Raw genomic sequence first — 13,309 nt, 5'->3', positions numbered from 1 at the left:
AGCCACCATGACACGGATGGGACGCCGGATCGCAGGAGCGCTGCTGGTGGCGCTGCTCATCACGTGTGTCCCGGCGTTCGGCGCGGAGTCGTCGGCGCGCACCGTCGTCGTCGTCCTGGCGCCGTATGTGACCTGGGATGACGTGACGAGCGGTGAGATGCCGCACACCCGGGCGTTCGCCGAGGCCGCGGCGCTTGGTGACATGAACATCCGCAGCAGCTCGCGCTATGCGCGGGAACTCACGCCATCACACGTGGCGCTGACGATGTCCGCCGGGGCTCCGGCGGCCTGGGACGCGTCGGCGCCCGCCGCCTTCGGAGTATCGGCGATGCATGGCTCCGCGACCGCGAGCGAGGTCTACCGGCGGCTGATGGGGTCGTCTACGGGCAACGCCGAGGTGGTCTACCTCGGTCTTCCAAGGACGATCCGCGCCAACGACATCGCAACGCTTGAGACGATCCCCGGAGCGCTGGGACAGGCTGTCGTCAACGCGGGCGGCGTGACGGCCGCTATCGGCAACTCCGATGGGGGAGTGGCGGGAGGCGATCCGATACGCAGCCGTCCGGCCGCGATACTCGCGATGGACGCTCGCGGCCTCGTCCGCTATGGCGATGTCTCCATCAACGTGATCGAGGAAGACGTGAACGCTCCGTTCGGCATCAGGGCGGACGTCGAGAGCATCGCCGCCGAGTACCAGCGTGTGATGCGCCAGCCCGCGGTCGCGAACGGGCCGGGGCTGGTGGTCCTCGATGCTGGTGACGCCGAACGGGCGTACCGGTACGCCCCTGACGTCGCCCCCCATGTCGCGGAGGCACAGCGGACGGCCGCTCTGCGGACGCTCGACGCCGTTGTGGAGACGGCTCTCGCCGGTCTTCCCGATGACGGCGTGCTGATGGTCCTATCCAACGCTCAGCGTCGGCCGGCAAGCGGGCCGAGCGGGTTCGGGCCGGTGCTGATCGGCGGCCCGGGTCTCCCCGCGGGACTCGTGTCGTCCTCATCCACCCATCGCGAGGGCCTGATGACCGACCTCGACGTCTCGGCGACGGTGCTCTCGCTCCTCGGGATCGACAGGCCGGTCTCCATTCGCGGTAACGCCGTCACCGGTGCTCGTACGGATGACCCCTTCGAGACACGGGTCGAACGTCTCGTGGCGATGAATGACACGGCCGTTGCGGTGGACACGGTACGCCTTGCGATCCAGACGGGATACATCGGTGTCACCGTGGCGGTCCTGCTGGCGTGTGCGGCGCTGCTCGGGCGGATGCGCCGCTTCAGCGAGTCATGGGGAGGCAGGCTTAGCACGGTGTTCCGTCATGTGATCCTGCTGCTGCTGTCGATGCCCCTTGCCGCCACGGTGATGTTCCTGATCGTGCCGCGTCCCGATTCGACCGGTGCGGTGGTAGGGCTGTTCCTCCTGACGTCGGCCGTCGTGTGGGTGTTCGCCCTGCTCATCGAGCGGCGGTGGGGTGCGGCCATGGCGCTTGCCGTGGTGGGGCTCGGCACCGCAGGCGTGCTGCTCACAGACCAGCTCCTCGGGGCGCCGCTTTCGTATTCGGGCCTCTTCAGCTATTCGCCGCTGCTCGGAGCGCGCTACTACGGTATCGGAAACGAGGGCGCGAGCATCGTGGTAGGTGGGGCGCTCGCGGGACTCGCCCTGCTCGCGGACGCCAGGCGTGAGGCGCGGTGGGCCCACCATCTGCGGGCATGGGGGCCCGCTATCGCCGGCTTTGCGATCGTGCTCATCACGGCTGCACCGTTCCTCGGAGCCAACGTCGGTCTGGTGGCGTGGGGGACCGCCGCGTTCGGCATCCTGTGGCTCGGCCTGAATGGCAGGCGTATGACGGTCGGCTGGCTCCTTCTTGGCGTTGCGATCGCGGTGGCCTTCGTGGCCGCCTTCTCCCTCTACGACCTCTCCGACGGCGCAACCCAGACGCACCTTGGCCGTGCGTGGCAGAGCGCCGACGCGGGTGGGCTCGAGGAGTTGTGGCGGATCGTCGTCCGGAAGGCTGAGACGAACTGGCGGGTGCTTCGTGCCACCAACTGGTCGATCCTGATGATCGCGATCCTGGCGTTCCTTGGATACATGAGGTGGCGCCCGCACGGGATCTTCGCCGAGACGCTCGCCGCATACCCCGCCTTCGGTGTGGCGGTCACGGCGGCGCTGTGGGGCAGCCTTGTGGGGTACTTCACCGAGGATTCCGGCATCGTCATCCCTGCGCTCGTGATGCTCTACATCACCGGCAGCCTCCTGCATCTGATGCTGTCGTCGTTCATCGCCCGGCCCAAAGGCGTCACGTGAGCGCCACGCTCGCCTACGCGATCGCGGCGGCCGCGTGCCTGGTCGCGGGGGCGCTCGTGCCGTTCCTTGCCATGCGCGCGTTGTCCCCGGCTCTGGCGTCGTCCGGCCGACTCTCCACGAACTACCGGGGCCGTAGCGTGCATGTGGGCCTGGGCGTCGTGTGGGTCGTGTGGTCGGTGTCGCTGCTCTTCATGAGCGTGGTGATGGAGGTCATCGCGACAGCGGCCGGAGACCCTGCATCGGGTCACGCTCTCGCGCTGTACGACGGACCGCTCACGCTTCCGCTCTACGGCGTCCCCCTGATGCTCGTCACCGTCTCGGTGCTGTTCGGACTGGCCGACGACGTGTTCGGCTCTCACACCGACAAGGGGTTCAAGGGCCACCTCTCCGCGCTCGTGCGCGGGAGGCTCACCACGGGAGGGCTGAAGCTGCTTGGCATCGGGGCCGCCTCAGCGGTCTACGGCTGGCACATCGCATGGTCGCGCGGAGCTGTCGGGTTGGGCGAGACGTTCGGCGTGTGGGTCCTTGCCACGCTCACGATCGCCGCCGCCGCCAACCTCATCAACCTCACCGATCTGCGCCCCGGTCGCGCGCTCAAGACGTACTCGGCACTGGCGCTCGTGGCTGCGCCCGTGTTCGTGCTGGACGCGGTCGAGGGGTACGTGTCTTATGCGGCATCGTTCGCGGAGTTGGGCGTCACCGCATGGAGCGCCCTCGATTCGGCGGTCTCGGTCGTGTTGATGGCGTGCGTCCTGCTGGGTCCGGTTGTGGCGGTATGGCGCTTCGACCTCGGCGAAGAGGGTATGCTCGGGGATGCCGGCAGCAACGCGATGGGCGCCGTGGTGGGCTATCTGCTCGCATCTGCGCTTCCGCTGCCCTGGCTCGCCGTGGCCGCTACGGTGCTGCTTGCGCTCAACCTGCTCTCCGAGCGGGTCTCGTTCAGCGCGATCGTGGACAGGGTGGCGCCGCTGCGGGCGATCGACCGGCTCGGCCGCATGCCCTCCGATGCGGGGAGCGGGGATGGAGGGGGAGATGGTGGCTGGACGCTGTGAAGGTCCGGCTGACGGGGCACGGCGAGGGTGCGGTACGATGCGATACGGACGACGAGCGAGAGGACTGGGGCAGCGAGCATGACAAAGCACATCTTCGTGACAGGCGGTGTCGTTTCCGGACTCGGCAAAGGGATCACCGCCGCATCGCTCGGACGGCTGCTCAAGGGGCGTGGTCTCAAGGTCACCATCCAGAAGCTCGACCCCTATCTGAACGTGGACCCGGGAACGATGAGCCCCTTCCAGCACGGCGAGGTCTTCGTGACCGACGATGGCGGCGAGACCGACCTCGACCTTGGCCACTACGAGCGCTTCATCGACGAATCCCTCACGCGCGACTGCAGCGTCACCGCCGGTTCGATCTACCAGGCGGTCCTCACCAAGGAGCGCAAGGGCGATTTCCTCGGCGGTACCGTGCAGGTCATCCCGCACATCACCAACGAGATCAAGGGCAGGGTCATCAGGCTCGCCGAGCAGACGCAGGCCGACGTGGTGATCACCGAGGTCGGCGGCACCGTGGGTGACATCGAGTCGCTGCCGTTCCTCGAGGCCATCCGTCAGCTGCGCAAGGACGTTGGACGCGACAACGTGTGCTACATACACGTGAGCCTCGTGCCGTACATCGCGGCATCGGGTGAGCTCAAGACCAAGCCCACCCAGCACTCGGTGAAGGAGCTCCGCAGCATCGGCATCCAGCCTGACTTCATCGTCTGTCGGTCCGACCGACCGATCGACGCGGGCATCCGCCGCAAGATCGCGCTCTTCTGCGACGTCGACACGAAGGCCGTCATCTCGTGCGAGGATGCGCCGTCGATCTACGAGGTGCCCCTTACCGTGCACGAGCAAGGGCTCGATGCGATGGTCATCGACCGGCTCGATCTCGACTGCGGGGAGCTCGACGTCGGCGAGTGGCGCGGGTTCGTGGAGCACCGTCGCTCGCTGAAGCAGACGGTGGACATCGCACTGGTGGGCAAGTACGTCGCGCTTCCCGACGCGTACCTGTCGGTCAACGAGGCGCTCGACCACGCGGGGGTCTTCCACGATCGCAAGGTGAACATCCACTGGCTGGATGCCGAGAGCCTCTCTCCCGACGAGGTCGAAGGCCGGCTTGCCGACTTCGACGGCATCCTCGTGCCCGGCGGTTTCGGGGTGCGCGGCATCGAGGGCAAGGTCAGGGCCGCGCGATGGGCTCGCGAGCAGGGCGTGCCGTACCTGGGCGTCTGTCTCGGGATGCAGGTCGCTGTCGTGGAGTTCGCCCGCCATGTGGCCGGACTTGAAGACGCCAACTCGGCAGAGTTCGACCCGGTGACGCCACATCCTGTGATCGATCTGATGCGTGAACAGCACGACGTGCATGATATGGGAGGCACGATGCGGCTGGGTGCGTACCCGTGCAAGGTGCTCCCGGAGACCAAGGGATACGACGCATACGGCGAGGCCGTGGTCTACGAGCGCCATCGGCATCGCTTCGAGGTGAACAACGCCTACCGCCAGCAGCTGACCGACGCCGGGTTGGTGATCTCGGGCCTGTCGCCTGACGAGCGGCTCGTCGAGATGGTGGAGTTGCCGGACCACCCCTGGTTCCTGGGTATGCAGGGACATCCGGAGTTCAAGAGCAGGCCCACGCGGCCGGCCCCCCTGTTCAGGGACTTCATCGGCGCGGCAGTGGCGCATCAGACTGCGCGGCAGGACCGCTGATGAGCCGGGTACTCGAGACCTTCCTCGATCTGGCGCGCATCTCCAGCCCCACGGGGCGGGAGGCCGTAGTGGCCGCGTATGCGGCCGAGGCGCTGACGGCAGCAGGATTCGACGTGCGATTCGACGACACGATGGCCGTCACCGGGTCGGACAGCGGCAATCTGATCGCGACCCTCCCCGGCACGTTGCCGGGCGGCGTGCTCGCGTTCTCGGCGCACATGGACTGCGTCCAGCCGTGTGAGGGCGTCGAACCGGTGGTGGCCGACGGTGTCGTACGGAGCGCCGGCGAGACCGTGCTGGGCGGCGACGACAAGGTGGGTGTCGCCGCGATCATCGAGGCGGCCCGCCGTCTGGCCGAGGAGGGCGGGGAGCATCGCTCGCTCAAGGTCCTTCTCACGGTGTCCGAGGAAGACGGGCTGCTCGGCGCCAAGGCTCTCTCTTCCGAGGACGCCAGCGCCGGGCTCTGTCTCGTGCTGGATGCCGATGGTCCGGTGGGCGGTATCGTGACCGCCGCTCCGAGCCATCACACGTTCAAGGCGGTCTTCAGCGGACGCGCCGCGCATGCGGGTGTCGAGCCGGAGAAGGGCGTCTCGGCGATCCGGATGGCGGCGTCTGCGGTGCAGCGGATGGACCTCGGGCGCCTCGACCCGCAGACGACGGCGAACGTCGGCACCATTGCCGGCGGGAGCGCCACCAACGTGGTCGCTCCGGAATGCACCCTCACTGGCGAGTGCCGGTCGCTCGATCGTGCGATGGCCGAGAAGGTGCGAGACGCGATGGATGCGGCGATGCGGGAGGCCGCGGCGGAGCACGGCGGCAGCGTGAGCGTTGAATGGACGCTCGCTTACGTGGGGTTCTCGGTCCCGGACGGCGCTCCCGCGGTCCGGGCGGTGGAGTCGGCATGCGTGTCGATCGGCGTGACGCCGCGCTGCTACGCGACCGGCGGAGGCAGCGACGCCAACGTGTTCGCGTCGCACGGTACCCCGACGCTCGTTCTCGGGTCGGGCATGACCGACGTGCACTCGACCGATGAGTCGCTCGCTGTCGTCGAACTCGAGCGGTTGGCCGATCTCCTCGTGGCGATGGCTCGCACGGCAGGGGAGTAGTCCGATGCGGCTCGTCTGGGGCACTGTCGAGAGCGCTGGATCGTCGGAGAGCGGCGCACAGCGTCTTCGCGTCCGTCTCGACGGTGACACGGCGGGGGCGGCCGCAGTGGCGTACGGTTCTCTCACGGGGGTCTGCCGGCCCGGCGAGCGGGTCTTGTGCAACACGACCGCCGTGGACCTGGGTCTCGGCACCGGTGGCGAGCACTTCGTGGTCGCGCGTGCCGGCACGGGCGTCGTGCTCGACGATCCGTCGCTGGGCCACATCATGAAACTGCGCTACACACCGCTGCAGCGGGACGTCCTGAGCGTGGAGGAGCCGGCCAGCGAACACCACGCCACGATGTCCGAGGCGCGCGATCTCGGTGGCCTGCCGGTGGTCTGCTGCGGACTGCACAGCCAGGTCCCGGTGGTGGCGGCGGCCGTGAAGGAACGGTCGCCCCGTGCGCGCGTCGTGTACGTGATGACCGATGAATCCGCGTTGCCGATCGCGCTCTCACGGCTGGTACCGCGAATGCGGGATGCGGGGCTCGTGGATGAGACGGTCACCTGCGGGCAGGCCTTCGGCGGCGGACTGGAAGCCGTGAACCTGTACTCAGGACTGCTGGCCGCTCGGGCTGTGGCGGCTGCTGACGTCGCGATCGTCGCGATCGGACCCGGCATCCCGGGGACGTCCACGCCGTACGGGCACAGCGGCGTCGCGCAGGGGCAGGCGGTGAACGCGGCCGCCGCGCTCGGCGGCAGGCCGATAGCGGTGCTCCGTCTGTCGTTCGCCGATCCGCGGCCACGGCACGTTCCCGTGAGCCACCAGTCGCTTACTGCGCTCGCGTCTGTGGCGCTTGCGTCCGCAGTGGTGCCGGTGCCTGCGCTCGACCCGGCGATGGCCACGTCCGTGGATGAAGCGCTCGGCAACGCTTCGGTATGGCGTCTTCACGAGCGGCGTGACGTGGATGTGCGCGCGATGCCCGACATGCGCGGCGTGGAGGTGCGGACGATGGGCAGGGCGTACGACGACGACCCCGCGTTCTTCCTTGCCGCAGCGGCCGCGGGGGTCGTGGGCGTGCATCCGGACGGCGGGTACGGGACCCCCTGACGCCGGACCTGGATGTGGTGGAGGCGCCCTCGAATCCCCCGTACGGGAACCTTCCGCTCATCTTCATACAGCGGCCGTTCGCTCCGAAAGTATGGTATTGTTCCCGCATGGATACGACGCTGCTCGACGACTTCCTCGGCTACCTCGCGGTTGAGCGAGGTGCATCGAGTCACACCATAAGCGCATATAGGGGCGACCTGAACGCATACTTCGCTCATCTTGAGCGGCGCGCGACAAAGCCGCTGGAGGCATCGCGGGACGACGTGATCGCATTCATGTCGATGCTCCAGGAGAAAGGGATGGCGGCGAGCACCGTCGAGCGCAAGGTCGCCGCGGTGAAGAGCTTCCATGCGTACCTCGTCCGCGAGGGGCTCACCGACAACCACCCCACCCTCGATGTCACGTTGCCGAAGGTGCCGGAGCGGCTTCCCGACGTGATCTCCGTGGAGGACGCCGAGCGTCTGCTGTCTCAGCCGTTCCCTGAAGGACCTGTAGGTCACCGCGATCGTGCGGTGCTGGAGACGCTTTACGGGTGTGGTCTCCGTGTAAGCGAGCTGACCGGGCTCGACCTCGGGCACATCGATACCGAGGCAGGGTTCCTGCGGGTCTTCGGCAAGGGGAGCAAGGAGCGGCTCGTGCCTGTAGGGAGCGCGGCCGTCACGGCGATCGAGGAGTATCTGCGTCACGGGCGTCCGTACCTGCGGGCGAAGAAGGCCAGCACGCGCCAGGATCCGTCGGCGATGTTCCTCAATGTCCGGGGTGGACGCCTCACAAGACAGGCGGTCTTCGGCATCGTCCGCGACTACGGCGCCAGGGTAGGGTTGCAGCTGCATCCACACACGCTGCGCCACTCGTTCGCCACTCACATGCTGCAGGGCGGAGCTGAACTGCGGGCCCTCCAGGAGATGCTCGGTCATGCGGACATCAGCACCACGCAGGTGTACACGCACGTCGACCGTACGCATGTGCGTGAGGAGTATCTCACGACCCACCCACGCGCCCGGCTCCGCTAGCGCCACTCCGTACGCATTCCACTCCCGCGCGCTGCCCTGCATGCGGCGGCTCCCGCCGGGTTCTCCGCGTGACCCCGCGATGACCTCACACCCCCGTGTGTCCCGTTCACGCAGATTCAGGAAATAGCCCCCGCTGGCATGGTAGAGCGCCTTGCCGGAGGGTAGAATGAATCTGGCGTACCCAGTTTCTGCATAAGGAGGCGGATCGCAGCGTGAACGGGAAGACGAGTAGGATCCTGACCCTGCTCCTGGCACTGATGCTCGTGGTGGCATTCGTGCCCGGCTGTGCGGCCGAGGAGGAGCCCGAGACCGACGAGCCGGTGAGCGAGCAGGAGGAGCCGGTCGCTGAAGAGCCCGCTCTGAAGACCGCGATGATCACCGACACGGCGGGCCTGGGCGACAAGTCGTTCAACGATCTGACGTGGCAGGGCTTCGAGCGTGCCGAGTCCGAGCTCAACGTCGAGGTGAGGGCTCTCGAGTCGGCGACCATCAACGACTACGAGCCGAACCTCGAGCAATTGGCGCAGGCGGGCTACAGTCCGCTGGTGGCCACAGGGTTCCTGTTGACCGACACCGTTTCGAAGATCGCGCCACAGTATCCCGATACGATGTTCATCAACATCGACGGCTTCTTCGATCCGGTTCCCGACAACGTGGTGGGCGTCGGCTTCAAGGAGCACGAGGGCAGCTACCTGGCGGGCGTGGTCGCGGGTCTTGCGACGCAGGACAGTTTCGATGAGCGCCTGAACGACGCGAACGTCATCGGCTTCGTCGGCGGTATGGACGTCCCGCTGATCCGGAAGTTCCAGGCAGGATTCGAGGCTGGCGCGAAGTCGGTGAACCCGGACATCGAGGTCATCGGACTGTACACCGGTAGCTGGGATGACGTAGCCAAGGGCAAGGAGCTCGGCCTGTCTCTCATCGAGCAGGGCGCGGATGTCATCTACGCCGCCGCTGGTGGATGCGGCGAGGGCACGGTGCGTGCGTGCCAGGAGAAGGGCGCACTGTTCATCGGTGTCGACGCCGACCAGTACAACACCATCGCGAACTCCGGCGACGTCATGCTGACCTCGATGATGAAGAACATCGACGTCGTGGTGTTCGATCTCATTAAAGCCGCGGTCGACGGAGACTTCCCGGCCGGGACGATGCAGACGTTCGGCCTGGAGGAAGGCGGCGTAGGCCTTGCGCCGTGGCACGATTTCGAGTCCAAGGTCCCGCAGTCGATCAAGGATGCGGTAGAGAAGGCCACGGACGACATCATCAGCGGTGCGGTGGTCGTTCCGGAAGAGCTCTAGGACGGCGTTACCGACCTGCGACGGGAGACCCGCGCAGTGTCCGATACGCTACACTTGAGGGGCGACCGGCGAGAGCGGGTCGCCCCTCCCGCGTACCAGGTGTCCGATCGTTGGAGAGGAACGCCGATGCCGGTGCTCGAGTTGCGCGACGTCACGAAGGTCTTCCCGGGCGTGGTCGCCAACGATAGCGTGTCGCTCGCGCTCGAGGAACGCGAGATCGTCGCATTGCTCGGTGAGAACGGCGCCGGCAAGTCCACCTTGATGAACATCGTGTACGGCCTCTTGTCCGCGGACGAAGGGGAGATCCTGGTCGACGGGGAGCCGGTGAGGATCCGATCCTCCAGACAGGCCATCGATCTCGGGATCGGCATGGTGCATCAGCACTTCATGTTGGTGGAACCGCTGACGGTCACCGAGAACATCGTGCTCGGCAGGGAGCCCGGACGTTTCGGGGTCATCGATATGAAGGCGGCCCGGGCACGTGTCGCCGAGATCTCGAAGCGTTACGGCTTGCATATCGACCCTGACGCCCGGGTCATGGATCTCGAGGTAGGGCTGCAGCAGAGGGTCGAGATCCTCAAGGCGCTCTACCAGGGTGCTCGCGTGCTCATCCTCGACGAGCCTACCGCGGTCCTTACTCCGCAGGAGGTCCGCGAGCTCTTCGCGGTGGTTCGATCCCTCGTGGACGAGGGTTTGTCCGTCGTCTTCATCACGCACAAGCTCGAGGAGGTCATGGCGGTCGCCGATCGCATCGTCGTTATGCGCCGCGGCGCGGTCGTGGGTGAGGTGAGGCCGTCGGAGACCGACGAGGTCGGTCTGGCACGCATGATGGTCGGCCGTGACGTGGTCCTTCGGATCGACAAGGAGCCGGTCTCGTGCGGCGACACGGTGCTCGACGTCCGCGATCTGACCGTGAAGGACGACCGCGGCCTCAAGGCCGTGTCAGGCATCTCTTTCAACGTCTGCGGCGGAGAGATCGTCGCCGTCGCCGGTGTCAGCGGGAACGGCCAGACGGAACTCGTCGAGGCACTGGTGGGCCTGCGGGACGCCGAGTCGGGCAGCATAGCGCTCAAGGGCACGGATCTGACGAAGTCCGATGCCCGATCCACGATCGAGGCGGGGGTGTCACACATCCCCGAAGACAGGCACCGGCGCGGGCTCGTGCTTCCGTTCAACCTCGCCGAGAACATGGTGCTGGGCGATCATAGGGTGGAGCCCTATGCCACAAAGGGCATCATGCACCCCCGGGAGATCACGGCCATGGCGAAGAAGCGCATCGCCGACTATGACATCCGTACGCCATCGGAGAAGGTCATCGCGTCGAGCCTGTCCGGAGGCAACCAGCAGAAGGTTGTTGTCGCTCGCGAGATAGGTCGCGATCCCGAGTTCCTGGTCGCGGCTCAGCCGACGCGCGGGCTGGACGTGGGTGCGATCGAGTTCGTGCATAGACAGATACTCGCCGAGCGTCAGGCAGGCAAGGGGATCCTTCTCGTGAGCCTCGAGCTCGAGGAGGTCTTATCGCTTGCCGACCGCGTGCTCGTGATGTACGAGGGCCGGATAGTCAAGGAGTTCAGCGCCGATGAAGCCAACGCGGAGACGCTCGGCTACTACATGACCGGAGGCGGAGGAGCGAAGCTGGTGGATGACGCCGGAGACGCACAGGCCGCCGGATCGGGGGCGGACGCATGAGCGGCTCGAGGGATGCCGTGACCGCCCAACGTGCGTGGATGGAGGCTGTTCAGAAGATCGGCACCCCGATCATCTCCGCCGTCCTCGCCATCGCCGTCGGCTCGCTCATCATCTGGATCTCCGGATACGATCCGGTCGCCGCGTTCGCAGCCTTGTTCAAGGGAGCCTTCGGCGGTCCGAAGCAGGTCGGGGAGACCGTACTGAGGGCGACGCCGCTCATACTCGCGGGGCTGGCGGTTGGCTACGGCTTCCGGGCAGGTCTCTTCAATATCGGGGCAGAGGGTCAGTTGATGATGGGCGGTCTTCTTACCGCCTGGCTCGGCGTCCAGATGGCCGGGGTCTCGCCGCTGATCACCGTACCGGTGTTGCTTGTCTTCGCCTCGTTCGCCGGCGCGGCGTGGGCTTTCGTGCCGGCCATACTCAAGGCACGCGTCGGCGCTCACGAAGTCATCACCACGATGATGCTCTCCCATGTCGCGCGGTACGTGGTCTCGTGGCTCACTGCCGGTCCGCTCAAGGCGCCGGGTCAGATACCTCAGACCGAGACGCTCACGACGTCAGCGCAGATCCCGAGGTTCCAGTCGATCTTCCCGGAGGGGGTTCTCGAGGCGTTGCCCTTCCTGGATATGGGACGCGCGCATGTCGGCATCCTGATCGCGATCGTGGTCGCCGTGGGTGTGTGGTTGGTGCTGCGATACACCACGCTCGGGTACGAGAACCGCGCGGTCGGACTGAGCCCGTGGGCGGCCGAGACGGCCGGCGTCTCCGTGCAGTGGACCACGGTCAAGGCGCTGTGCATATCCGGTGGGCTTGCCGGCCTTGCCGGGGCCGTCGAGGTCATGGGGCTCCACCATCGGATCTTCGACCAGTTCTCCGCAGGCGTGGGCTTCACGGGGATCGCGGTCGCGCTGCTGGCGAAGAATCATCCGCTCGGGATCATCCCGGCCGCTCTGTTGTTCGGTGCGTTGTCGGCCGGGAGCGGGACGATGCAGCTTGAAGCGGGCGTGTCGCAGAAGATCATCCTGATCATCCAGGCGCTCGTCATCTTCTTCGTCGCCGCCGAGGGGCTCGTGAACTGGTTCATCCGCAAGCGTCAGAAGGAGGCGACCGGCGGTGCTGAGTGACGTCATCACGCCTGACCTGTTCGCGGCAGCACTCCGTATCGCCACTCCGTTGGCGCTCGCGGCCATAGGCGGGACGATCTGCGAGCGCTCGGGCATCGTGAACATCGCGCTCGAGGGGATCATGCTGGTGGGGGCGTTCTTCGGGACCGCCACCGTGCTGGCGACAGGCAGTCCGTGGCTCGGTGTCCTCGTCGCCCTGGTCAGCGGTGTCGCGATCTCCGCGGTGCACGCCGTCGCGTCGGTCAACCTGCGTGCCGACCAGGTGGTCTCAGGCACCGCCATCAACCTGCTGGCGTTGGGGCTGACCGGGTTCCTGATGGAACTCTGGTACGGGCACCCGGGGACGACCCAGCCTATCGAGACGCTCCCGCCGGTGTTCAGCTTCGGGGCGATGGGCGAGGGGTTCATCGGTGAGGTGTGGAGATGGATCAACGGGGTGTTCCTGTCACACACCCCGCTCGTGTACCTTGCGATCGCCATAGCGCTCGTCGCCCAGTGGGCGATGTATCACACGCGTTGGGGATTGCGTCTGCGTGGGCTCGGGGAACATCCGAGAGCCGTGGACACCGCTGGCGTGAGCGTCGCGCGCGGCCGGTGGGTGGCCGTGCTCATGAGCGGCGCGCTGGGCGGTCTCGCGGGAGCGAACCTGAGCATCGAGCAGGTCGGGGTGTTCCAGGAAGGTTTCACGAATGGCCGAGGGTATATCGCGCTCGCGGCCAACATCTTCGGGCGTTGGACGCCGGTGGGCTCGTATCTCGCTTCTCTGCTCTTCGGCTTCGCGGACGCGCTTCAGATCAAGCTGCAGCCGTTCCGCGATGTCATCGACCTTCCGCCCGAGTTCTTCCTGATGGTGCCGTACGTGGTCACGGTGGTGGTGCTCGCGGGTGTGATCGGCAGAGCGGTCGGACCGGCGGCCGTAGGGGTGCCGTACAAGAAGGGCTGA

At 66.8% G+C, this 13,309-nt stretch carries 10 protein-coding genes; all 10 read left to right on the top strand.

Features of this window, described 5'->3' with window-relative positions; all coding sequences use genetic code 11:
• Positions 1-7: 7 nt before the first annotated feature.
• The 10 genes from MSB02_RS02525 to MSB02_RS02480 all read left to right on the top strand — a co-directional run bounded on the left by MSB02_RS02525 (position 8) and on the right by MSB02_RS02480 (position 13,309).
• Positions 8-2,299, top strand: coding sequence for a hypothetical protein (locus MSB02_RS02525; protein WP_267193640.1), 2,292 nt, complete (start codon positions 8-10; stop codon positions 2,297-2,299).
• Entirely contained in the window at positions 2,296-3,351 is a 1,056-nt protein-coding gene (locus MSB02_RS02520; RefSeq protein WP_267193639.1) for a hypothetical protein, read from the top strand. Before MSB02_RS02525 ends, MSB02_RS02520 begins: the two co-directional genes overlap by 4 nt.
• Positions 3,352-3,429: 78 nt before the next feature.
• Positions 3,430-5,046 carry a CTP synthase gene (locus tag MSB02_RS02515; RefSeq protein WP_267193638.1) on the top strand — a complete coding sequence of 539 codons (1,617 nt, stop codon included), beginning with the start codon at positions 3,430-3,432 and terminating at the stop codon, positions 5,044-5,046.
• Positions 5,046-6,152 carry a M20/M25/M40 family metallo-hydrolase gene (locus MSB02_RS02510; protein WP_267193637.1) on the top strand — a complete coding sequence of 369 codons (1,107 nt, stop codon included), beginning with the start codon at positions 5,046-5,048 and terminating at the stop codon, positions 6,150-6,152. The genes MSB02_RS02515 and MSB02_RS02510 overlap by 1 nt, the downstream gene beginning before the upstream one ends.
• 4 nt (positions 6,153-6,156) lie before the next feature.
• The gene (locus MSB02_RS02505; protein WP_267193636.1) at positions 6,157-7,242 is read left to right on the top strand and encodes a DUF3866 family protein; all 1,086 of its coding nucleotides are present in this window, start codon (positions 6,157-6,159) and stop codon (positions 7,240-7,242) included.
• Positions 7,243-7,349: 107 nt separating this feature from the next.
• Entirely contained in the window at positions 7,350-8,255 is a 906-nt protein-coding gene (gene xerD / locus MSB02_RS02500; RefSeq protein ID WP_267193635.1) for a site-specific tyrosine recombinase XerD, read from the top strand.
• A 212-nt stretch (positions 8,256-8,467) separates the two neighbouring features.
• Positions 8,468-9,553, top strand: a complete 1,086-nt coding sequence (locus MSB02_RS02495) for a BMP family lipoprotein (RefSeq protein ID WP_267193634.1) — start codon at positions 8,468-8,470, stop codon at positions 9,551-9,553.
• Positions 9,554-9,679: 126 nt separating this feature from the next.
• On the top strand, positions 9,680-11,242 hold the full coding sequence (locus MSB02_RS02490; protein WP_267193633.1) for an ABC transporter ATP-binding protein: 1,563 nt from the start codon (positions 9,680-9,682) through the stop codon (positions 11,240-11,242).
• Entirely contained in the window at positions 11,239-12,366 is a 1,128-nt protein-coding gene (locus MSB02_RS02485) for an ABC transporter permease (RefSeq protein WP_267193632.1), read from the top strand. The genes MSB02_RS02490 and MSB02_RS02485 overlap by 4 nt, the downstream gene beginning before the upstream one ends.
• Positions 12,356-13,309: an ABC transporter permease gene (locus tag MSB02_RS02480; protein ID WP_267193631.1), complete on the top strand. Its 954-nt coding sequence runs from the start codon at positions 12,356-12,358 to the stop codon at positions 13,307-13,309. The genes MSB02_RS02485 and MSB02_RS02480 overlap by 11 nt, the downstream gene beginning before the upstream one ends.

Origin of the sequence: Anaerosoma tenue, assembly GCF_023161965.1 — a bacterium.
In the GTDB taxonomy this organism is placed as follows: domain Bacteria; phylum Actinomycetota; class Coriobacteriia; order Anaerosomatales; family Anaerosomataceae; genus Anaerosoma; species Anaerosoma tenue.
Note: the sequence above shows the minus strand (reverse complement) of the source record. Positions and strands in the feature narration are given on the sequence as shown.

Coding starts and splice junctions, on each gene's coding strand:
- MSB02_RS02485 (WP_267193632.1), top strand. CDS start 11,239: ATGAGCGGCTCGAGGGATGCCGTGACCGCCCAACGTGCGTGGATGGAG.
- MSB02_RS02515 (WP_267193638.1), top strand. CDS start 3,430: ATGACAAAGCACATCTTCGTGACAGGCGGTGTCGTTTCCGGACTCGGC.
- MSB02_RS02510 (WP_267193637.1), top strand. CDS start 5,046: ATGAGCCGGGTACTCGAGACCTTCCTCGATCTGGCGCGCATCTCCAGC.
- MSB02_RS02490 (WP_267193633.1), top strand. CDS start 9,680: ATGCCGGTGCTCGAGTTGCGCGACGTCACGAAGGTCTTCCCGGGCGTG.
- MSB02_RS02525 (WP_267193640.1), top strand. CDS start 8: ATGACACGGATGGGACGCCGGATCGCAGGAGCGCTGCTGGTGGCGCTG.
- xerD (WP_267193635.1), top strand. CDS start 7,350: ATGGATACGACGCTGCTCGACGACTTCCTCGGCTACCTCGCGGTTGAG.
- MSB02_RS02505 (WP_267193636.1), top strand. CDS start 6,157: ATGCGGCTCGTCTGGGGCACTGTCGAGAGCGCTGGATCGTCGGAGAGC.